The sequence below is a fragment of the Pseudomonas sp. TNT2022 ID1044 genome (assembly GCF_028656895.1).
Lineage (GTDB): Bacteria > Pseudomonadota > Gammaproteobacteria > Pseudomonadales > Pseudomonadaceae > Aquipseudomonas > Aquipseudomonas reinekei.
Map to the genome: position 1 here is coordinate 96,316 of NZ_JAMDHB010000021.1, position 21,072 is coordinate 117,387.

The 21,072-nt window shown below is 58.6% G+C and carries 18 protein-coding genes; 14 read left to right on the forward strand and 4 right to left on the reverse strand.

Features of this window, described 5'->3' with window-relative positions; all coding sequences use genetic code 11:
* Position 1: 1 nt before the first annotated feature.
* From minE to M5G20_RS22265, 6 genes are all read left to right on the forward strand, one after another.
* On the forward strand, positions 2-256 hold the full coding sequence (minE, locus tag M5G20_RS22240; RefSeq protein WP_007974947.1) for a cell division topological specificity factor MinE: 255 nt from the start codon (positions 2-4) through the stop codon (positions 254-256).
* Positions 257-447: 191 nt separating this feature from the next.
* Positions 448-1,083, forward strand: coding sequence for an RluA family pseudouridine synthase (locus tag M5G20_RS22245; protein ID WP_060541534.1), 636 nt, complete (start codon positions 448-450; stop codon positions 1,081-1,083).
* A gap of 155 nt (positions 1,084-1,238) precedes the next feature.
* Positions 1,239-2,081: a lipopolysaccharide kinase InaA family protein gene (locus M5G20_RS22250; RefSeq protein ID WP_273920898.1), complete on the forward strand. Its 843-nt coding sequence runs from the start codon at positions 1,239-1,241 to the stop codon at positions 2,079-2,081.
* 87 nt (positions 2,082-2,168) lie between these two features.
* Positions 2,169-3,458, forward strand: a complete 1,290-nt coding sequence (locus tag M5G20_RS22255; protein WP_075948768.1) for a M18 family aminopeptidase — start codon at positions 2,169-2,171, stop codon at positions 3,456-3,458.
* A gap of 166 nt (positions 3,459-3,624) precedes the next feature.
* Positions 3,625-3,801, forward strand: coding sequence for a hypothetical protein (locus M5G20_RS22260; RefSeq protein ID WP_273920899.1), 177 nt, complete (start codon positions 3,625-3,627; stop codon positions 3,799-3,801).
* 78 nt (positions 3,802-3,879) lie between these two features.
* On the forward strand, positions 3,880-6,036 hold the full coding sequence (locus tag M5G20_RS22265; RefSeq protein ID WP_273920900.1) for a mechanosensitive ion channel family protein: 2,157 nt from the start codon (positions 3,880-3,882) through the stop codon (positions 6,034-6,036).
* Between the two features lie 753 nt (positions 6,037-6,789).
* Here the strand turns inward: M5G20_RS22265 and M5G20_RS22270 are convergent.
* A complete protein-coding gene (locus M5G20_RS22270) occupies positions 6,790-7,503 on the reverse strand; it encodes a UTRA domain-containing protein (protein ID WP_273920901.1) in 714 nt (237 codons plus the stop codon).
* Positions 7,504-7,865: 362 nt separating this feature from the next.
* On the opposite strand from M5G20_RS22270, the gene M5G20_RS22275 reads away from it, so the two are divergent.
* The 6 genes from M5G20_RS22275 to M5G20_RS22300 all read left to right on the forward strand — a co-directional run bounded on the left by M5G20_RS22275 (position 7,866) and on the right by M5G20_RS22300 (position 13,167).
* Entirely contained in the window at positions 7,866-8,930 is a 1,065-nt protein-coding gene (locus tag M5G20_RS22275; RefSeq protein ID WP_273920902.1) for an ABC transporter substrate-binding protein, read from the forward strand.
* Between the two features lie 127 nt (positions 8,931-9,057).
* Positions 9,058-9,864 (forward strand): alkaline phosphatase family protein, encoded by an 807-nt coding sequence (locus tag M5G20_RS22280; RefSeq protein ID WP_273920903.1) that lies wholly within the window; start codon positions 9,058-9,060, stop codon positions 9,862-9,864.
* Positions 9,861-10,706, forward strand: a complete 846-nt coding sequence (locus tag M5G20_RS22285; protein WP_273920904.1) for an ABC transporter permease — start codon at positions 9,861-9,863, stop codon at positions 10,704-10,706. The genes M5G20_RS22280 and M5G20_RS22285 overlap by 4 nt, the downstream gene beginning before the upstream one ends.
* Positions 10,693-11,493, forward strand: a complete 801-nt coding sequence (locus M5G20_RS22290) for an ABC transporter permease (RefSeq protein WP_075948774.1) — start codon at positions 10,693-10,695, stop codon at positions 11,491-11,493. The genes M5G20_RS22285 and M5G20_RS22290 overlap by 14 nt, the downstream gene beginning before the upstream one ends.
* Positions 11,490-12,479 (forward strand): ABC transporter ATP-binding protein, encoded by a 990-nt coding sequence (locus tag M5G20_RS22295; protein WP_273920905.1) that lies wholly within the window; start codon positions 11,490-11,492, stop codon positions 12,477-12,479. The genes M5G20_RS22290 and M5G20_RS22295 overlap by 4 nt, the downstream gene beginning before the upstream one ends.
* Positions 12,480-12,513: 34 nt before the next feature.
* On the forward strand, positions 12,514-13,167 hold the full coding sequence (locus tag M5G20_RS22300) for an HAD family hydrolase (RefSeq protein ID WP_273920906.1): 654 nt from the start codon (positions 12,514-12,516) through the stop codon (positions 13,165-13,167).
* A 66-nt stretch (positions 13,168-13,233) separates the two neighbouring features.
* Here M5G20_RS22300 and M5G20_RS22305 read toward each other — a convergent pair whose 3' ends face one another.
* Entirely contained in the window at positions 13,234-14,196 is a 963-nt protein-coding gene (locus M5G20_RS22305; RefSeq protein ID WP_273920908.1) for a zinc-binding dehydrogenase, read from the reverse strand.
* Between the two features lie 138 nt (positions 14,197-14,334).
* On the opposite strand from M5G20_RS22305, the gene M5G20_RS22310 reads away from it, so the two are divergent.
* Positions 14,335-16,416 carry a carboxy terminal-processing peptidase gene (locus M5G20_RS22310; RefSeq protein WP_273920909.1) on the forward strand — a complete coding sequence of 694 codons (2,082 nt, stop codon included), beginning with the start codon at positions 14,335-14,337 and terminating at the stop codon, positions 16,414-16,416.
* Positions 16,417-16,563: 147 nt separating this feature from the next.
* Positions 16,564-18,354 (forward strand): bifunctional diguanylate cyclase/phosphodiesterase, encoded by a 1,791-nt coding sequence (locus M5G20_RS22315; RefSeq protein ID WP_273920911.1) that lies wholly within the window; start codon positions 16,564-16,566, stop codon positions 18,352-18,354.
* A 121-nt stretch (positions 18,355-18,475) separates the two neighbouring features.
* Here the strand turns inward: M5G20_RS22315 and M5G20_RS22320 are convergent, their stop codons facing one another.
* Together M5G20_RS22320 and M5G20_RS22325 are read right to left on the reverse strand one after the other, a co-directional pair.
* The gene (locus M5G20_RS22320) at positions 18,476-18,895 is read right to left on the reverse strand and encodes a hypothetical protein (protein ID WP_273920912.1); all 420 of its coding nucleotides are present in this window, start codon (positions 18,893-18,895) and stop codon (positions 18,476-18,478) included.
* 2 nt (positions 18,896-18,897) lie between these two features.
* Positions 18,898-21,072: RHS repeat-associated core domain-containing protein (locus M5G20_RS22325; RefSeq protein ID WP_273920914.1), on the reverse strand; the 2,175-nt coding region annotated here is incomplete at its 5' end.

Consider the following 21,072-nt stretch of genomic DNA (forward strand, 5'->3'; position numbering starts at 1 on the left):
AATGAACCTTTTTGACTTCTTTCGTGCCAACAAAAAGCAAAGCACCGCGTCGGTAGCGAAAGAGCGTCTACAGATCATCGTGGCGCACGAACGCGGCCAACGCAGTACCCCGGACTACCTGCCAGCCTTGCAGAAGGAACTGGTCGAGGTGATTCGCAAGTACGTCAATATCGGGTCCGATGACGTGCACGTCGCACTGGAAAGCCAGGGCAGCTGCTCGATTCTGGAACTCAATATCACCCTGCCAGATCGCTGAGTCGATCCGGCTGGAGCCACGGCGGCTCGATCACTTGAGCGCCCTATTTTTGTAGGAGCCGGCTTGCTGGCGATGCAGGCAACGCGTTGTATCTGTTACAACGCGCTGATGACATCACCAGCAAGCCGGCTCCTACAGGTAGGGAATCAAGTGATCGAGTCGCCGTTGGCGTTTGTTACGAGGCTGTTTTAATGCCGCTGTCCAACGTCCACATCATCCATCAGGACGCCGCCGTACTGGTGGTGAACAAACCCACCTTGCTGCTCTCCGTCCCGGGCCGGGCCGATGACAACAAGGACTGCCTGATTACCCGCCTGCAGGAAAACGGTTACCCGGAAGCCCGCATCGTCCATCGCCTGGACTGGGAAACCTCCGGCATCATCCTGCTGGCCCGCGATCCCGATACGCACCGCGAACTGTCCCGCCAGTTTCACGACCGCGAAACCGAAAAAGCCTACACCGCACTGTGCTGGGGCCAACCCGAGCTGGACAGCGGCAGCATCGATTTGCCGTTGCGCTATGACCCGCCGACCAAGCCGCGCCATGTAGTTGACCATGAGTTCGGCAAAAATGCCCTGACCTTCTGGCGTGTACTGGAACGCTGCGGCGACTGGTGCCGCGTCGAGCTCACGCCGATCACCGGACGCTCGCACCAGTTGCGCGTGCATATGCTTTCGATCGGCCATCCTCTGCTGGGCGACGGGCTGTACGCTCACGAGCAAGCCCTGGCCGCCTGGCCACGCCTGTGCCTGCACGCCAGCATGCTCAGCTTCACCCACCCGCAAAGTGGCGAGCGCCTGCGCTTCGAGTGCCCTGCACCCTTTTGATAAGCGTGCGGCTTGCATCAAAAAGCCCTTCGATTGAAGGGCTCTCTTTATTTCCTGTTACAAATAATGTGACATATAAATGGCGTGAAAATATTGTCACAATTTTGTAAAAAAACGTAAAATGCTAGCACTTTGATAGTAGGCAGGATGCCCTCGTGCTCAGCAGTAAAGCGCTCCAATGCGACTACCCCATCACCTTTGTTGTCGGCAATACCACCCTGTACCTGACGGAGCAGCCAAGCGTCGAAGCGCGTCGGGCCCTGGAACAGCTGATCGAGAAACGCCGCTCGAGCAAACTCACCCGTGCCAGCGCACCCCTGGCCTCGGGATCTACCCCACTGTTTGCCAAAGTCCAGCCACTGGATACATTCAAGGCAAAAGTGCGGGTGACCCTGGGCAAACCCCAGCGCAACGGTCGATTCGACTGGCCACTCGAAGAGCTGAAAAACACCCTTGAAGCGCAACGTCGAGGCGTACAGATGCCGCCGCTGCAAGGCTTCGGCTACACGCGAGATCGGCTGGGGCTGACCCAGGAATATTTCATCATCACGCAGTTGCTCGATGATCATATCGACGGCGTGCACTGGCTCAAACGCAATCCCGACAAGGTCGAAGCCTTCATTCTCGATGCGTTCGAACTGCTGAGTTCACTGGCCCGCAAGAACATCACGCACATGGATTTCTGGATCGGCAACATCATGATCCCGCAAGCCTCGCACGAGCCGCTCAAAGCCATCGACTTCGAAAACTGCTTCGCCGGGAAAACCGCTCACATGAGCGAAACCCTTGGATTCCAGTTGGGTTTTTTCTACCGCCGGGACATCTACAAACTCATCACCGAAGCCGATTACGATCGACTGGTGTATGAGTATGTCGAACGGCTTTGCGGCATCTCCCGTGCAAAATTCGACGCTGTCTATATTGCGAGCAAGCATGAATATGTTGGCCGCAAGCAACGTCGCGAAGTGTTTCTCAACGGCACACTGATCACCGGTTGACTCCACACGCGCGCGCCAAACGGCATTGTGTCTGCAATGCCGTGGGCCAATACGTTAAACTGGCGCCATTGCTGTCTGGAGCTACTTATGCGCGAAGAGTTGAACCAAGGCCTGATCGACTTCCTCAAGGCCTCCCCTACCCCGTTCCATGCCACCGCCAGCCTTGTTCAGCGACTGGAAGCGGCGGGCTATCAGCGCCTCGACGAGCGCGAGCCCTGGACCACCGAAGCCAACGGGCGCTACTACGTCACCCGTAACGACTCTTCGATCGTCGCCATCAAAATGGGCCGCCACTCGCCGCTGCACGGCGGCATTCGTCTGGTCGGCGCCCACACCGACAGCCCGTGCCTGCGGGTCAAGCCGCAACCGGAATTGCAACGCCAGGGTTTCTGGCAGTTGGGTGTCGAAGTCTATGGCGGCGCGCTGCTGGCACCGTGGTTCGACCGTGACCTGTCCCTGGCCGGTCGCGTGACCTTCCGCCGTGACGGCAAGGTCGAGAGCCAGCTGATCGATTTCAAGGCACCGATCGCGATCATTCCGAACCTTGCCATCCACCTCAATCGTGAAGCCAACATGGGCTGGGCGATCAATGCCCAGACCGAGTTGCCGCCCGTCCTGGCACAATTTGCCGGTGACGAGCGCGTGGACTTCCGCGCCGTGATCACCGACCAACTCGCCCGCGAGCACGGTTTGAACGCCGATGTGGTGCTCGACTACGAGCTGAGTTTCTACGACACCCAAAGCGCCGCCGTCATCGGCCTGCACGGTGATTTCATCGCCGGCGCACGCCTGGATAACCTGCTGTCGTGCTACGCCGGGCTGCAAGCGCTGCTGACTGCCGACACCGATGAAACCTGCGTACTGGTTTGCAACGATCACGAAGAAGTAGGTTCGTGCTCGGCCTGCGGCGCCGACGGCCCGATGCTGGAACAAACCCTGCGTCGCCTGCTGCCCGAGGGTGATGAATTCGTACGCACCATTCAGAAATCCCTGCTGGTCTCGGCCGACAATGCCCACGGCGTACACCCGAACTACGCCGACAAGCACGATGCCAACCACGGCCCGAAACTCAACGCCGGCCCGGTGATCAAGGTCAACAGCAACCAGCGCTACGCCACCAACAGCGAAACCGCCGGGTTCTTCCGCCACCTGTGCATGGCCGAAGAAGTGCCAGTGCAGAGCTTCGTGGTGCGCAGCGACATGGGCTGCGGCTCGACCATCGGCCCGATCACCGCCAGCCATCTGGGTGTGCGTACCGTGGACATCGGCCTGCCGACGTTCGCCATGCACTCGATCCGCGAACTGTGCGGCAGCCATGACCTGGCGCATCTGGTCAAAGTACTGAGCGCGTTCTACGCCTGCCGCGAGCTGCCATAAACCTGTAGGAGCCGGCTTGCTGGCGATCGGTACACCGCGGTCTTTACTGAATACTGCGCTGATGCAATCGCCAGCAAGTCGGCTCCTGCAACGGTTTCGCCCCCTGACCACCGTTCGTCCAAAAGCGCACTAGACTTTAATTATCCCTTTCGACAAGGCAGTCGCCATGATCACGATGTCCTCATTCCACGCCATGCTGATCCCCATTCTTATCGGGATGTTCATGCTGGCAGTCGGCTTTAACTTTCGTGACAAAAACGCCGGCGTACTCGCCATGTGGCTCGGCATGCTGCTGATCCTCGCCACGGTGATTTTCAAGATCCTCGCCAAACTCAACGAATAAATCCCTCACCCTGACTCGCTTTGAATTTGACGGGCTCGTACACTCGGTCGACCCGCTCACTCCGAGGTTGACCGCCTAGTGTCCGCTCGTCTTTTCGCTCTGCCGTACTTTCTCCTTGTCTGCCTGATGACGCTGCTGCCGATGGCGTCTGCCCAGGCAGTCGGTTTGCCAAGCCTGCTCAACAGCTCATCGAAAACCCAACCAGAGGCGCAAGAGCCACTGGGGCAATCGCTGGATGAAGTGATCAAGTCCCTGGAAAACGATCAGCAACGAACCAAGTTGCTGGCGGACCTGAAGAAGCTGCGCGACGCCACGAAAAAGGCGCAACCCGTCACCGAGGAAGGTGTTCTGGGCTTGATTGGCGGCACGCTCGCCAGCTTCGAAAAACAGTTTACCGGAGCCGACAGCCCGATCACGCGCTGGTCCAACGAGTTCGACCAGGCCAAGGACGAATTCACTGCGCTGATATTGCCGGCCAACGAATGGCTGCCGATCATCTTCGCGTTCGCCGTGATTCTGATGCTCTGGAGCCTGCTGGCGGCGGCGCTGATCTGGATCAGCCACCGGGTGCGTATGCGCTTCGGACTGACCGAAGAACTGCCACAACATCCCAGAGCCGTGGACATGCTGCGCTTCGCACTGCGCAAGCTCGGGCCATGGCTGATTGCCTTGGTCATCACCGTCTACATGAGCTACGTCCTGCCGTCGTCATTAGGCAAAAGCCTGGCCATGGTGCTGGCCTATGCGCTGGTGGTCGGCACCTGCTTCTCCGCAATCTGCGTGATCGCCTTCTCCCTGCTCGACGGCCCGCACCGCCACCGCGCCTTGTACATCTTGCGGCATCAGGCGTTTCGGCCACTGTGGCTGATCGGCAGCTTCGCCGCTTTCGGTGAAGCCCTCAACGATCCGCGCCTGATCGAAAGCCTCGGTGCACATCTGGCACACACCGCCGCGACGGTGGCCAACGTCTTGGCGGCGCTGTCCACCGGCTTATTCATCCTGCGATTCCGTCGCCCGATAGCCCACCTGATTCGCAACCAGCCATTGTCCCGCCGCCTGACCCGCCGCGCGCTCAGCGACACCATCGAAATCCTCGGCACCTTCTGGTACGTCCCGGCACTGGTGCTGGTGGGCATTTCACTGTTCGCCACTTTTGTTTCGGCAGGCGATACCAGCACGGCCCTGCGCCAGTCGCTGATCTGCACGGTGTTGCTGGTGTTGTGTATGGTGATCAACGGACTGGTACGCCGCCATTCACTCAAACCACAACGCGGGATCAAACGCCACGCGCTGTATTCCGAACGCCTGAAGAGCTTCTTCTACACCCTCGCCCACCTGCTGGTATGGCTGGCCTTCATCGAACTCGGCCTGCGGGTCTGGGGCATGTCGTTGATTGCGTTCACCGAAGGCGAAGGCCATGAAGTCAGCGTCAAACTGTTCAGCCTCGCGGGGACACTGATCTTTGCCTGGCTGATCTGGATCCTCAGCGACACCGCCGTGCACCACGCCCTCACCCGCTCCCGCAAAGGCGTGGCCAACGCCCGCGCGCAAACGATGATGCCGCTGATCCGCAACGTGCTGTTTGTGACGATTTTCATCATCGCGCTGATCGTCGCGCTGGCGAACATGGGCATGAACGTCACGCCACTGCTGGCCGGTGCGGGCGTGATCGGCCTGGCCATCGGCTTCGGCGCGCAATCGCTGGTGGCCGATTTGATCACCGGGTTGTTCATCATCATCGAAGACTCCCTGGCCATCGACGACTACGTCGACGTCGGCGGCCACCTCGGCACCGTCGAAGGCCTGACCATCCGTACCGTGCGCCTGCGGGACATCGACGGCATCGTCCACACCATCCCGTTCAGTGAAATCAAAAGCATCAAGAACTACTCCCGGGAATTCGGCTACGCCATCTTCCGCGTCGCGGTCCCCGCCAACATGGACATTGATAGCGCGATCAAACTGATGCGCGAAGTCGGCCAGAAAATGCGCACCGACCCACTGCAACGACGCAATATCTGGTCGCCGCTGGAATTCCAGGGTGTGGAAAGTTTCGAGTCAGGCAATGCGATCCTGCGCGCCCGTTTCAAGACCGCGCCGATCAAGCAGTGGGAAGTTTCCCGAGCGTTCAATCTATCGCTGAAACGGCATCTGGATGAGGCCGGGATGGATTTAGCAATGCCGCGAATGAGTGTGCAGGTGATAACCGCCGGGGGTGGGGAGCAGAAGGAATAAGCGCCGGCCTGGTTACCTGCAGGAGCTCTCGCAGCCTTCGGCAGTTCCTAAGGCGTGGGTACTGGTTGGGAGGGCGTAATCGCCAGCAAGCCGGCTCCTACAACTGGAATACATACACCCCGGAAATTGGTCGGCTGTCAGGCCGCCATCGCCAGCAAGCCGGCTCCTACAGTTGGATTACATACACCCGGGAAATGGGTCGGCTGTCAGGCCGCCATCGCCAGCAAGCCGGCTCCTACAGCTGGAATACATACACTCGGGAAATTGGTCGGCTGTCAGGCCGCCATCGCCAGCAAGCCGGCTCCCACAGATGATCGGCGCACACCCACCGCTTTCCCCCACTCAACAGGCCGAGCGTTAGCTCGCCTGCAGCTTTTGATCTTGATTCACCCGCCCCCTCGGCAGGCTGAGTGGAGGCGTTTATCCGGGGGTGGGCGCGCAGCGCCGTGCGGCGAAGCCGCACACATCGAGAGGAGGTCGTCGCGAAGCAGACCGGAGGCGATGCCCCCGGATGAATGCCGGAGCGAAGGAACCCCGAGCCCCAGCGAGGGGCCGTACGAAAGGGGCGAGCGTTTTTTGCTTACTTTTTTAGGCGCTTGTAAAAAAGTGAGTCGCCGTAAGGGCGAAACCATAAGCCGCCGTTACCGCAGCAACGGATATGTACTCAACCACCCAAGCGCATGGTCGGCCCAGAGGCCGCCAAGGTCAAAAGCTCAAAAGCTCAAAAGGTCAAAAGGTCAAAAGGTCAAAAGCTCAAACCACATCAACCCCGACATGAATCGCATCATGCCGCCAAAACTCCAAATCACAGTCAATCAACCGCTCATACTGATCATAATTAACCCGAGCAATCCGTAACCCCGGACTCCCCACCGACACCCGCAAAGCCGCCGCCGCATCCACCGACAACGCCGTCGGCACAATCTCGAACCGCACCCGCCCGTAGTGCAAATCGTAATGTCGCGCATACAACTCGGTAATCGACTGATTCAGATCAAACGCCAGAATCCCCGGAAAATACTGCGGGTTCAGATAATGCTCCACATACAACACCAGGCGCCCGTCGATACGCCGCGACCGGCAGATCTGAATCACGCTCGACAGCGCCGGCAGCTGCAACCAGGCACAGACCGCCGCCGACGCCGGCTGCAAACGCGCAGAAATCACCTCAGTGGACGGCACCCGCCCCTGCGCGCCGACCATCGCGTGAAAGTGGCTGCGCTGCATCAGGTTGTAGGCCAGTCGCGGCGGCGACACGAACCAGCCCCGGCGCTCTTCGCGATAAATCTGCCCCTGAGCCTCCAACTGCAATAACGCCTCGCGCACAGTGATGCGCGTCGTTCCAAACAACTCACTGAGCTTGCGCTCGGCCGGCAGCTTGCTCCCTGGGGCCAGCAACCCATGGTCGAGCTGCTCCTGAAGAACCTGGCCAATCGCCGTCACCGCTTTTGTTGCCTCGTCGCGCATCAACGTTACCTATCTGGACTAGACCAGCACTGTTTCAGGGCAGAGCCGCACTGAAAATCGACTCAATCTACGTTCTGCAAGCGTAGGCAGTGCAGATGACTGATAGATGACAAGTCTCCAGACGGTCAACTCGGCAGTGCACTAAAAACGCTGCAATACATCGGCCAAGTCCTTGCTCTGCGGGCCTTTACCTATGGTCTACGCTTACTTGGCAGCCGTCAGTACCGGGCAAATAAAACGCCAGTCGGGCGACGAACGACATCAAAGTGTCATCCAGCCCCCTTAAATTGGCTCAGGTATTGCTGACCTAGACCAACACAAACCGCAATCGCAGCGTTGAACACGACCCAAGGAGCTTCGGAATGAAACAGTTTTTCCTGGCATCACTGTTAGGCTCGACCATTGCCATTTGCACCGCCGCCATGGCGGCTGATGATTTGAAAACCCTGGAAGCCGCTGCGAAAGCGGAAGGCGCAGTCAACAGCGTCGGCATGCCCGATGACTGGGCCAACTGGAAAGGCACCTGGGACGACCTGGCCAAGAAATACGGCCTGAAACACATCGACACCGACATGAGCTCGGCTCAGGAAATCGCCAAGTTCGCCGCGGAAAAAGACAACGCCAGTGCCGACATCGGCGACGTCGGTGCCGCCTTCGGCCCGATCGCGGTCAAGCAAGGTGTGGTGCAACCGTACAAACCGTCCACCTGGGATCAAGTACCGGACTGGGCCAAAGACAAGGACGGCAACTGGGCGCTGGCTTACACCGGCACCATCGCTTTCATCGTCAACAAAAAGCTGCTGCACGGCTCCGAAGTGCCAACCAAGTGGGCTGACCTCAAGTCCGGCAAATACAAAGTGTCCATCGGTGACGTGAGCACCGCGGCCCAGGCGGCCAACGGTGTCCTGGCAGCAGCACTGGCCAATGGCGGCGACGAGAAAAACCTGCAACCTGCGTTGCTGTTGTTTGCCGATATCGCCAAACAGGGTCGTCTGTCGATGGCTAACCCGACCATCGCCACCATGGAAAAAGGCGAGATCGAAGTCGGTGTGGTTTGGGACTTCAACGGCTTGAGCTACAAAGCGAAGATGGCCAACCCGGATGACTACGTAGTGTTGATTCCGTCCGATGGCTCGGTGATCTCCGGTTACACCACCATCATCAATAAATACGCCAAGAACCCGAACGCCGCCAAGCTGACCCGCGAGTACATCTTCAGCGACGCCGGCCAGATCAACCTGGCCAAAGGTAACGCCCGTCCGATCCGTGCCGAGCACATCACGCTGCCAGATGACGTAAAAGCCAAACTGCTGCCGAACGAGCAGTACAAAAAGGTCACGCCGATCAAGGATGCGGATGCGTGGGAGAAAACTTCCAAGGCCTTGCCGCAGAAGTGGAACGAAGAAGTCCTTGTCGAAATGAAGTGATGCTTCATCTGTAGGAGCCGGCTTGCTGGCGATCTCAGACACCTCGGTCCCACTGGGCACCATGGTGATCCAATCGCCAGCAAGCCGGCTCCTGCAGGTTTGAGAGAACCCACGGAGTTCCTCCTCTATGAAACACAACGTCATCCTTGTCGTGCTCGACGGCCTCAACTACGAAGTCGCCCGACACGCCATGGGGCACCTGCAGGCGTACGTTGGCGCAGGACGCGCAGCGCTCTACAAACTGGAGTGCGAGTTACCCGCCCTGTCCCGCCCACTCTACGAATGCATCCTGACCGGCGTCACGCCCATCGAAAGCGGCATCGTTCACAACAACGTCTCACGCCTGTCGAACCAGCGCAGCATCTACCACTACGCCAGGGATGCCGGTCTGAAAACCGCCGCGGCGGCCTATCACTGGGTCAGCGAGCTATACAACCGTTCGCCGTTCGTGGACGCCCGGGATCGTCACACCGACAACCCCGAGTTACCCATCCAGTACGGGCATTTCTACTGGAGCGATCACTACCCGGATTCGCATCTGTTTGCCGACGCCGAAAACCTGCGTCTGCGCCATGCGCCGAATTTCCTGCTGGTCCACCCGATGAACATCGATGACGCCGGGCACAAGCATGGCCTGGATACCCCGCAGTATCGCAACAGCGCACGCTTTGCCGACATTTACCTCGCCGACTGTCTGCAAGGCTGGCTCGACGCCGGTTATCAGGTGCTGGTGACCGCCGATCACGGCATGAATAACGACCGCTCCCACAACGGCCTGCTGCCCGAGGAACGCGAAGTACCGCTGTTCGTGCTCGGCGATGCCTTCAGTTTCGATGCCCATGCCGCGCCGAAACAGACGGAAATTTGCGGCACCGTCTGCCAGCTGCTGGGCGTCCCTCACGACAAACCAGTGTGCAGGGAGCTGCTCAAGTGAATTCCATCACTCGCGGGAAATGGCTGGCGGCCTTGTGCCTGGTGCCCTTCGCACTGTTCTTTATCGTGTTCGAAATTGCCCCGCTGATGTGGGTCATGATCAACAGCCTGGAGTCTGAAGAGTTCGGCTGGGGCCTGGCCAACTTCACCAAGATATTCAATTCGAAGTTTTACTTGCAGGCGATCCAGTACAGCCTCGAGATCAGTTTCTGGTCCAGCTTCTTCGGCATCATCATCGCGGTACTCGGCGCCTATTCCCTGCGTCGGGTGGACTCGAAACTGCGCAACTTCGTCAACGCATTCGCCAACATGACCAGCAACTTCTCCGGCGTACCCCTGGCCTTTGCTTTCATCATTTTGCTGGGTTTCAACGGCAGCTTCACCATCATGCTCAAGCAGGCCGGGATCATTGAGGATTTCAACCTGTACTCGAAAACCGGGCTGATCATTCTCTACACCTACTTCCAGATTCCATTGGGCGTACTGCTGCTCTACCCCGCCTTCGATGCCCTGCGCGAAGACTGGCGCGAGTCCGCCGCGCTGCTCGGCGCCAACGGTTGGCAGTTCTGGCGGCACATCGGATTGCCGGTGCTGACCCCGGCACTACTCGGTACTTTCGTGATCCTGCTGGCTAACGCCCTCGGCGCCTACGCCACGGTGTACGCCCTGACCACCGGCAACTTCAACGTGCTTCCGATCCGTATCGCGGCGATGGTCTCGGGTGACATTTCCCTTGACCCGAACCTGGCCAGTGCCCTGGCCGTCGTGCTGGTGGCGTTGATGACCCTGGTGACCATCGTCCATCAACTGCTGCTGAAGAGGAGCTACCATGTCTCGCGCTGAATTGGGGCCTGCCGGCATCTACCATCGCGTGGTGGTTTACCTGCTGTTTGCGATTATGTTGATGCCGCTGCTCGGTACGTTTATCTACTCGATTTCCAGCAGTTGGTCGGCAACCATTTTGCCCAGCGGTTTCAGCATCAAGTGGTATGCGCAGCTGTGGAGCGATCCGCGCTTTCTGAGCGCATTCGGTCAATCGTTGCTGGTGTGCGTCGGCGCCCTGGTATTGGCGGTGGTGCTGATTCTGCCGCTGCTGTTCGTGGTGCATTACCACTTCCCGAAACTCGATGCGTTGATGAACATCCTGATCTTGCTGCCCTTTGCGGTGCCGCCCGTGGTGTCGTCGGTGGGGCTCTTGCAGCTCTACGGTTCCGGACCGTTCGCGATGGTCGGTACACCGTGGATCCTGATCGGTTGCTACTTCACCGTGGCGCTGCCCTTCATGTACCGGGCGATCACCAACAACCTGCAAGCGATCAACCTGCGCGACCTGATGGACGCCGCCCAACTGCTCGGCGCCAGCACCTTTCAGGCTGCGTTCCTCGTGGTGCTGCCGAACCTGCGCAAGGGCTTGATGGTGGCGTTGCTGCTGTCGTTCTCATTCCTGTTCGGTGAGTTCGTGTTCGCCAACATCCTCGTCGGCACCCGTTACGAAACCCTGCAGGTCTACCTCAACAACATGCGCAACAGCAGCGGTCACTTCACCAGTGCGCTGGTGATTTCCTACTTCTTCTTTGTGCTGGTCTTGACCTGGATCGCCAATATCTTGAACAGGGACAAAAGCGAATGAGCTATGTCAGCGTCCAACATCTTCAGAAAAACTACGCGGGCACCACGGTGTTCAGCGACATCAACTGCGAAATCCAGAAAGGCGAATTCGTCACCCTGCTCGGACCATCCGGTTGCGGTAAATCCACCCTGCTGCGCTGCATCGCCGGGCTGACGCCCGTGGATGGCGGCAAGATCCTGCTCGACGGGGTCGACATCGTGCCGCTGAGCCCGCAAAAACGCGGGATCGGCATGGTGTTCCAGAGTTACGCACTGTTCCCCAACATGACCGTGGAACAGAACGTCGCCTTCGGGTTGCGCATGCAGAAGGTCAATGCCGACGACAGCCAAAAGCGCGTCGCCGACGTTTTGAAACTGGTAGAGCTGCATGATTTTGCCGCCCGCTATCCGCATCAACTGTCCGGCGGCCAATGCCAGCGGGTGGCCCTTGCCCGCTCGCTGGTGACCCGGCCTCGCCTGCTGCTGCTGGATGAACCGCTGTCGGCACTCGATGCGCGGATTCGTAAACACCTGCGGGAACAGATTCGTCAGATCCAGCGCGAACTGGGCCTGACTACGATTTTCGTCACACACGATCAGGAAGAAGCCCTGACCATGTCCGACCGGATTTTCCTGATGAATCAGGGAAAAATCGTACAAAGCGGCGATGCTGAAACCCTCTACACCGCGCCCGTCGATGTGTTCGCTGCCGGGTTCATCGGTAACTACAATCTGCTGGACGCCGAGAGCGCCACCAAGTTGTTGCAGCGGCCGATCAATCATCGAATTGCAATTCGCCCGGAAGCCATCGAACTGAGCCTCAACGGTGAACTCGACGCGCAAATACGCAGCCACAGCCTGTTGGGCAACGTGATTCGCTACCGCATCGAAGCCCGCGGCGTGGAACTCGTGGTGGATGTACTCAACCGCTCGGCCTCCGATCTGCATCCCGATGGTCAGCGCCTGGCACTTTCCATCGATCCGACGGCTCTCTGTGAGGTAGCCTGATAACCTTGCTGACGTTGAAGAGAGAACTGCACTGATGGCCCTGGCAATTTTTGATCTGGACGAAACCCTGATCCATGGCGACTGCGCCTCGCTGTGGAGCGAACAAATGGTCCGCCTCGGCTGGGTCGACGGCGAGTCCTTCCTGCGTCGCGACAAGGAATTGATGGATGCCTACGGCCGGGGTCACCTGGCGATGGAAGACTACATGGCCTTCAGCCTGGAGCCATTGATCGGCCGCCCCCCCGAGGAAGTCGAGCATCTGGTCGGCCCGTGGGTGGAAGACTTCATCGAACCGATCATCTTCAGCGACGCGACCAGAACCATCGCCGCCCATCGCAAGGCCGGTGACCGGATCCTGGTGATCTCGGCCTCAGGCACGCACCTGGTGAAACCGATTGCCGAGCGACTGGGCATCGACGAAATTCTCGGGATTGAGCTGGAGGTGGCGCACGGGGCCTATACCGGCAAGACCGTAGGGACCCTGACCTATCGCGAAGGCAAGATCACCCGGCTGCTGGAGTGGCTGGATGCGGAAGAAGAAAATCTTGAAGGCGCGAGTTTCTATTCCGACTCACGCAATGATTTGCCGTTGCTGCTGAAGGTGGATTTTCCCCACGTGGTCAATCCAGACCCGGTGCTGCTCGAGCAGGCGCAAAAGGCCGGCTGGCCGATCCACAATTGGAAGTAACCGCGATCCCCTGTGGCGAGGGAGCTTGCTCCCTCGCCACAAAGGCACCCACAGGTTTCAACGTTGTCAGGTGAGGCTTTCGTCGATCACCAACACCAACTTCCCCGCCACCGTGTTACTCGCCAACTCCGCAAACGCCGCTTCGGCATCCTTGATCGGGAAAGTCTTGGCCAGTTGCGGGCTCAATCGACCTTCAGCAAACAATGGCCATACGTGCTGGCTCAGATCGCTGAAGAGATCGGCCTTGAACTGATCATCGCGGCTGCGCAAGGTCGAACCCAACAGCTGCACTCGCTTGGCCAGCACCTGCGCCAGGTCCAGCTTGGCCTCACGACCGCCCATCAACCCGATCAGCACCCAACGACCATCCAGCGCCATCAACTTGAGGTTCAGCGCGGAGTAATGCCCCCCTACCGGGTCGAGGATGACATCGAACGGACCCAGATCCCGCAGGCTTTCCAAATCGTCGGTGCGAACCACACCGCCCTGGGCGCCGAGCTTTTCGCAATAGGCCAACCGTTCGGCGGACCCGACACTGACCCAGCACGGATTACCGAATGCCTTGCACAGCTGAATGGCAGCTGAACCAATTCCACTTGCTCCGGCGTGCAGAAGAACTTTCTGACCCGGTTTGAGCGCAGCGAGCTGAAACAAATTCAACCACACCGTGGCATAGACTTCCGGCAACGCAGCCGCTTCGGCGAGCGACATTTCGTCGGGTACCGGCAGCACGTGCCGTCCGTCGACAACCACTTCCTCGGCCATCCCGCCCCCGGCCAGCAAGGCGCAAACCCGATCGCCGACGTGCCAGGACGAACCGGCGCCGACCTCGCTGATCACCCCTGAACACTCTAGACCGAGCACCTGGCTGGCCCCTGGCGGTGGTGGATACAGCCCTGCCTTCTGTAATAAATCAGCGCGATTGAGACCCGCTGCCGCCACTCGAATGCGCACTTGTCCTACATCACACGTAAGACTCGGCTCTTCAACCCACTCCACTTGACCGTCAACGCCTTGCAATGCTTTCACAGTGCCTCCATAGTGAGTCTGGACTGAGCCCGAAGCTGTAGCGCCGGGCTTTTTGCATTATGCGACCGGCCCTTGTGGAACCGGCGACTTCAAAGACGGCCTAATATGCGTTATCAATTGTCCCCGCGTCGAATCAACATGAAGCGTTTGTTCCCCAGCACCGCCCTCGCCCTTTTCATCGGTATCGGCCTGCTGCCGATGTCCGGCAATACTTTCGCAGCCAATAGCTGGGACAAGCTTCAACCTGATCGTGACGAAGTCATCGCCAGTCTGAATGTCGTGGAACTGCTCAAGCGCCACCACTACAGCAAACCGCCGCTCGATGATGCGCGTTCGGTGATCATCTACGACAGCTACTTGAAATTGCTCGACCCGTCGCGCAGCTATTTCATGGCCAGCGACATTACCGAATTCAACAAGTGGAAGACCCAGTTCGACGACTTCCTCAAAAGCGGCGACCTCAACGCCGGGTTCACCATCTACAAGCGCTACCTGGATCGCGTCAAAGCGCGTCTGGACTTTGCCCTTGCCGAGTTGAACAAGGGTGTCGACAAAATGGACTTCAACACCAAGGAAACCTTGCTGATCGACCGCAAGGACGCCCCTTGGCTCAAGTCCACCGCAGAACTCGACGACCTGTGGCGCAAGCGCGTCAAGGACGAGGTCCTGCGCCAGAAGATCGCCGGCAAGGACTCCAAGCAGATCCAGGAAACCCTGACCAAGCGCTACAAGAACCAATTGGCGCGCCTGGACCAGACCCGCGCGGAAGACATCTTCCAGGCGTACATCAATACCTTCGCCATGTCCTACGACCCGCATACCAATTATCTGTCGCCGGATAACGCGGAAAACTTCGACATCAACATGAGCCTGTCCCTCGAGGGCATCGGCGCCGTGTTGCAGAGCGATAACGACCAGGTAAAAGTCGTGCGTCTGGTGCCGGCAGGCCCTGCCGACAAGACCAAGCTGGTGGCACCGGCCGACAAGATCATCGGCGTAGCCCAAGGCAACAAGGAAATGGTCGACGTGGTCGGCTGGCGCCTGGATGAAGTGGTCAAGCTCATCCGTGGTCCAAAAGGCACCGTGGTGCGCCTGGAAGTGATTCCGGCCAGCAATGCGCCGAACGACCAGACCAGCAAAATCGTGCCGATCACCCGTGAAGCGGTGAAGCTTGAAGATCAGGCCGTGAAAAAGTCAGTCCTCAACCTCAAGCAGGATGGCAAGGACTACAAGCTCGGCGTCATCGAAATTCCGGCCTTCTACCTGGACTTCAAGGCGTTCCGCGCCGGTGATCCGGACTACAAGAGCACCACTCGCGACGTCAAGAAACTGCTGACCGAGTTGCAGAAAGACAAAGTCGACGGTGTGGTCATCGACCTGCGCAACAACGGCGGCGGCTCCTTGCAAGAGGCTACCGAGTTGACCAGCCTGTTCATCGACAAAGGCCCGACCGTGCTCGTGCGTAATGCCGACGGCCGCGTTGATGTATTGGAAGATGAAAACCCGGGTGCGTTCTACAAAGGCCCGATGGCGTTGCTGGTCAACCGCTTGTCCGCCTCGGCTTCGGAGATTTTTGCCGGCGCCATGCAGGACTACCACCGCGCGCTGATCATCGGCGGCCAGACCTTCGGCAAAGGCACCGTGCAGACCATTCAACCGCTGAACCATGGCGAACTGAAGCTGACCCTGGCCAAGTTCTACCGGGTTTCCGGCCAGAGCACCCAGCACCAGGGCGTACTGCCGGACATCGATTACCCGTCGATCATCGACACCAAGGAAATCGGCGAAAGCGCCCTGCCCGAAGCCATGCCGTGGGACACCATCCGTGCGGCGATCAAGCCTGCGGTCGACCCGTTCAAGCCGTACATTTCCCAGCTCAAATCCGATCATGACGTGCGTACGGCCAAAGACGCCGAGTTCGTGTTTATCCGTGACAAGCTGGCGCTCGCCCAGAAGCTGATGAACGAAAAAACCGTCAGCCTCAACGAAGCCGAGCGTCGCGCCCAACACGCCGACATCGAAGCCAAGCAACTGACCATGGAAAATATCCGTCGCAAGGCCAAGGGCGAAGAACCGCTCAAAGAGCTGAAGAAAGAGGACGAAGACGCTATCGCGGCCGAGCAAGACAAAACCAAGCCGGAAGACGATGCCTACCTGAGCGAAACCGGGCGCATCCTGCTGGACTACCTCAAGCTCAACACGGCGGTGGCCAAGCACTGAGTCTTTATCCGCAAATGATGGCAATTTAATGCTGACGCTCCGCGGAGCGTCATCATACAGTCATCAATCTGTCGTGAAATACAGGGCTGGGCGTGTTCTCTTTTACCGAGAGCACGCCCAGCCCTTTTTTTATCGCCAGAGATCGCCATGACCACGACCGAACAGCTGAGTGCGTTGAGCTCAATTCTGACTCAAGGCGGCCTGCACAGCCTGTTCCAGCCCATCATCAGTCTCTCTGAGCGACGAATTCTCGGCTATGAAGCCCTTAGCCGTGGCCCGTCGAACAGCCCGCTGCACTCCCCCATCGCGCTGTTCGCCGTCGCCCGCCAGGCCGGTCGTTTGAGCGAACTGGAAATCGCCTGCCGGCAGAGTGCCTGCCGACGTTTCAACGAACAGCAATTACTCGGCAAGCTGTTCCTCAACGTGTCACCCGAATCCCTGCTCGAAGCCGCTCATCAACCGGGTCGTACCCTGCAATTGCTGCAGGACTTCGGTATCCCGCCGAGTCAGGTGGTGATCGAACTCACCGAACAAACACCGATCGACGACTTCCAGTTGCTGCAAACCGCCCTGCATCACTATCGGGCGATGGGCTTTTCGATTGCCCTGGATGACTTGGGGGCGGGCTATTCGAGTTTGCGCTTGTGGTCGGAATTGCGACCCGATTACGTGAAGATCGACCGGCACTTCATCGACGGTATTCATCAGGATGCGCTCAAACGCGAGTTCGTCGGTTCGATCCTGCAAATCGCCAAGGCCTCGCGGGCGAAGGTGATCGCCGAAGGTATCGAGTTGCCGGAAGAACTGGCAGTGTTGACCGAGATGGGCGTCGATCTGGTTCAGGGCTATCTGCTGTGCCGTCCACAGGAGCATCCACCCAAGGATGCCCGGACCCTGATGCCAAGACAGGACAGCTCCGCCGTGGCATTGAACGATGAAGTCAGCGACCTCAGCGCCCTGCTCAACGACCAGCCGGCAGTGGGCCGCAACACCCCCACCGCCACGGTACTGGAAGCCTTTCGGCGCCAGGCCAATCTCAACTCGCTGGCGGTGCTGGACGAACACGGCCAGCCTTGCGGCATCGTCCATCGGCATTCCCTCTCCGACGCGCTGCTCAAGCCGTTTGCGACTGATCTGTTCGCCCGCAAACCCATCAGCCGCTTGATGAACGATGACTTCCTGGCCGTCGAGATGAGCCAGTCGCTGCAACAGGTCAGCCGCCTGATCACCAGCCGCGCCAGGCAACGCATCGAAGAAGATTTCATCATCACCCTCAACGGCGGCTATCTGGGCCTGGGACGGGTGATCGATGTGCTCAAGCTGATTACCGAGTTGAAGATTCAGCAGGCTCGCTACGCCAACCCGCTGACGCTGTTACCGGGCAACGTGCCGATCCAGCAATGCCTGACGCGGCTGTTGCAGCAGAAGCGCGAATCAGTGATCTGCTATGTCGACATTGACAGCTTCAAACCCTTCAACGACATCTACGGCTACGGCCGCGGCGACGAAGTCCTGCTGTGCCTGGCGCAATGCCTGAACGACCGCGTCGACCCGTCCCGCGACTTCGTTGGCCACATCGGTGGCGATGACTTCCTGCTGGTGCTCGGCCCGGAAGACTGGGGCAAACGTTTGAACCAGCTCCTGGACGACTTCCAGAGCCAGTGCCGCCGCTTCTACCGCCCCGAACACCTCGAAGCCGGCTGCTTCATCGCCCCCAATCGCCAAGGCGTGCGCCAGGAATTCCCGTTGCTTTCGCTGTCCATCGGCGTGGTGCACCTGCATCCAGAAGCCTGTGGGGAAATCGATGCCAGCCAGTTGGCGGAAATGGCCTCACAGGCTAAACACCACGCGAAGAATGTGCCGGGGTATAGCGTGCATGTGATAGACAGTCTGGCTGCGCCTGAGCCAGAAGGTGTAAGGCTGACGGGGCAGCGCTGACCGATCGGACGTCATCGCGAGCAAGCTTGCTCCTACAAAGTTATGTACCATTTTGGAAATCGCACCAATCTTTTAGAAGCGAGCCAACTTTCGATGGCGGCCGTAATTTTTTAAGCCCTCGTTACCAGGTTGATTGGTCCTCTAAGCTTGCCTTCTGGAGATCATCTTTCCATTGCTCGCCTGCCAACTTAAATACTTCTTCAAAAAAACCACGAGGGTCTTCTATTTCGGTTTCATCCCAGACTGTGGAACTGCATTCGTCATAGTCAGTTTCAAATTGCACTGAAAAATCAAACCCTTTATTAGCCAAGGAAGCCTCAAGCAATTCTAATAGAGCAAAACGATGTCTATAACTCAAATACTCCAAAGCTGGCAACACAAACAACCTAACAATTTCAGACCTATCAGAAGAGCAATTCGGATTATAAGTCTTCATTTTTTCTCGGACTTCATCATCACAACTATCTAGATCTAAACCAGCCAACAAATACGAAATTTGAGGTTCCCATGACAGTTCTACATTTTTGAACGGCGACCTCATTTTTATCCTCCCTTTCTCGGAAACGCAGTGAATGGTCGTTTAACATTATTTTTGTCAAACCTTACCTCGGCTTCATTCATAGCCTCAACATACTTCGGATTATTCCGATCTTTATCGTTCGGTTTATAACCTCGTCCTACTCCAGGTATTTTCACTCTAACGACTGGATTACCTCTATTGTCGTACCCGGTCGGCTCAGGTATATCTTTATCCATTTTAGAAATAGCGTAACCGATCGCCTGACACTGTAAAGTCCAGCAAGTAAACTGCGAACTAGCATTAACTTCCCCCCTTCGCCCCCTTCTCGTTGGATGTGAACCATCTATTGATCGCTGCTTCAGTGCGGCATCGGATATATCAGGGCCATGCTTGGCAACACTGTGCATGTTATATTCTTTTTCCCATGCAAAGACTTGGCGTTTAGCCTCTTCTTTTGACAACGGTTTAGGAAGGATTGGAGCTCCGTCATTCACGGAGCTTTTGCTTACGTCATCGGGTAAAGAACAACCTAATCGCCCTTTTTTATTGCTTCCCGGACACTTCCCACTCAACCCCAACGGATCCACCCACCCCGTCGGATTCGGCGTGTACCGATACGCGTTCAACCCGCCCGCCAGTTTCACCGGATCCGGCGTCAGGTAGCGCCCCGTATCCGGGTGGTAATAGCGGTGGCGGTTGTAGTGCAGTCCGCTTTCGGCGTCGAAGTACTGCCCCTGAAAACGCAGCGGCTGTTCCAGTTGTTCGCCGCCGCCATGGCTCAACTGGCTGAGCTTGCCGTAGGCCGTATATTTGGCCGACCAGACGATTTCACCGCTGTAGTCGGTGAGTTCCTGCGGGGTGCCGAGGTGGTCGAGGTGGTAGTAGAACGGGCAGGCGTGTTTTGGGCCTTTGCCGTCGAGCAGGGCAAGGGGGCGGAAGCTGCCGGGTTCGTAGAGGTAGCTGCGGTAGTGGGTTTGGCTGCTTTCGGCGATGAGGTGGTCGCCTTGCCAGAAAAACTGTGTGGTCTGGCCGTCGACGGTCTTGGCGATGCGTCGGCCGAAGGCGTCGTAGCGGTAGGACGTTTCGCGGCCGTCGGCGGCGGTGAAGCCGGTCAGGCGGTGCTGGCTGTCGTAGGTGTAGGTCGTGACGGCCTGGCCGCGGCGTTCGCGGATCAGGTTGCCGTAGGCGTCGTAGTCGTAATGCCGGTCGGCGTGGCGCAGCAGGCGGTTGCCCTTGAGGTGCCAGGGGCCGGGGCGGTCGTGGATCAGCAGGTTGCCGGCCGGATCGTGGCTGAAGTTTTCCGGGTCTTGATCGCGGGCGTGGCGAACACCGGTCAGGCGGTCGAGCGGGTCGTACTGGTAGTGGCGCTCGCCGTGACGGGTGTCGTTGACTTGTGCGAGGTTGCCGTTGGCGCTGTAGGCATAATCGCGGCGGTACAGCGGACGCTCGGCTTGCCGGACGGCGTGGGCGTGCAAACGGCCCTGCTCGTCGTAGGCAAAGTCGCTGTGCAGCAGGCCTTGTTGGCGTTGTTGTTCCCTGCCTCCGACAAAGGTGTGGGCGGTCAGCCGCGAACCGTTGAGGTCAATGGCCGTCAGCGCCCCGCCTTGCGCGCGGTGATATTCAAGACGACTGTTGTCCGGCAGCCGCAAGTGCTGGAGCTGGCCGCAGGCGTCGTAGCCGTAGCGCAACGTGCCCCAGCCCTGATGCTCGGTGATCAGCCGGTCATGGGCGTCGTACTCGAACTCCAGCGGGTGGTCCTGCCCGTCGTCGACGCTGACCAGCCGCCCCAGCCCGTCATAGCGATACTCGACCTTGCTGCCGTCCGGCAGGGTTTTGACCAATAACCGGCCGGCGCTGTCGCGCTGATAAGCGCTGACGAGCTGCGAGCCGTCATCGCCGAATTCGGTTTTCTCCAGCAACTGGCCGTTGAGGTCGTAGGCGTACGCCGTACGTCGCCCGTCAAAGCCGGTTTCCTGACGGATCAAGCCGGTGGGCGTGTAGTCCAGCCGATAGCGGTCGCCGACTTCGTTTTCAATCTCGGTGAGCAACAGTTGAGCGTGGTCGTAGCGGTACTTCAGCTCGCTGCCGTCGGGGTTGATCCGCCGGCTGACCAGGTGCAGGTCGTCGGCGTATTCATAGCGCGTGACCCGCCCCAACTCGTCCACGTCGTTGGTGATCTGGCCGTAGGCGTTGTAGCT

Excerpts from the sequence above, each read along its gene's own strand:
- minE (WP_007974947.1), top strand. The coding sequence starts at position 2 with ATGAACCTTTTTGACTTCTTTCGTGCCAACAAAAAGCAAAGCACCGCG.
- M5G20_RS22280 (WP_273920903.1), top strand. The coding sequence starts at position 9,058 with ATGAAACACAACGTCATCCTTGTCGTGCTCGACGGCCTCAACTACGAA.
- M5G20_RS22310 (WP_273920909.1), top strand. The coding sequence starts at position 14,335 with ATGAAGCGTTTGTTCCCCAGCACCGCCCTCGCCCTTTTCATCGGTATC.
- M5G20_RS22255 (WP_075948768.1), top strand. The coding sequence starts at position 2,169 with ATGCGCGAAGAGTTGAACCAAGGCCTGATCGACTTCCTCAAGGCCTCC.
- M5G20_RS22270 (WP_273920901.1), bottom strand. The coding sequence starts at position 7,503 with ATGCGCGACGAGGCAACAAAAGCGGTGACGGCGATTGGCCAGGTTCTT.
- M5G20_RS22315 (WP_273920911.1), top strand. The coding sequence starts at position 16,564 with ATGACCACGACCGAACAGCTGAGTGCGTTGAGCTCAATTCTGACTCAA.
- M5G20_RS22320 (WP_273920912.1), bottom strand. The coding sequence starts at position 18,895 with ATGAGGTCGCCGTTCAAAAATGTAGAACTGTCATGGGAACCTCAAATT.
- M5G20_RS22260 (WP_273920899.1), top strand. The coding sequence starts at position 3,625 with ATGATCACGATGTCCTCATTCCACGCCATGCTGATCCCCATTCTTATC.
- M5G20_RS22290 (WP_075948774.1), top strand. The coding sequence starts at position 10,693 with ATGTCTCGCGCTGAATTGGGGCCTGCCGGCATCTACCATCGCGTGGTG.
- M5G20_RS22295 (WP_273920905.1), top strand. The coding sequence starts at position 11,490 with ATGAGCTATGTCAGCGTCCAACATCTTCAGAAAAACTACGCGGGCACC.
- M5G20_RS22275 (WP_273920902.1), top strand. The coding sequence starts at position 7,866 with ATGAAACAGTTTTTCCTGGCATCACTGTTAGGCTCGACCATTGCCATT.
- M5G20_RS22245 (WP_060541534.1), top strand. The coding sequence starts at position 448 with ATGCCGCTGTCCAACGTCCACATCATCCATCAGGACGCCGCCGTACTG.
- M5G20_RS22300 (WP_273920906.1), top strand. The coding sequence starts at position 12,514 with ATGGCCCTGGCAATTTTTGATCTGGACGAAACCCTGATCCATGGCGAC.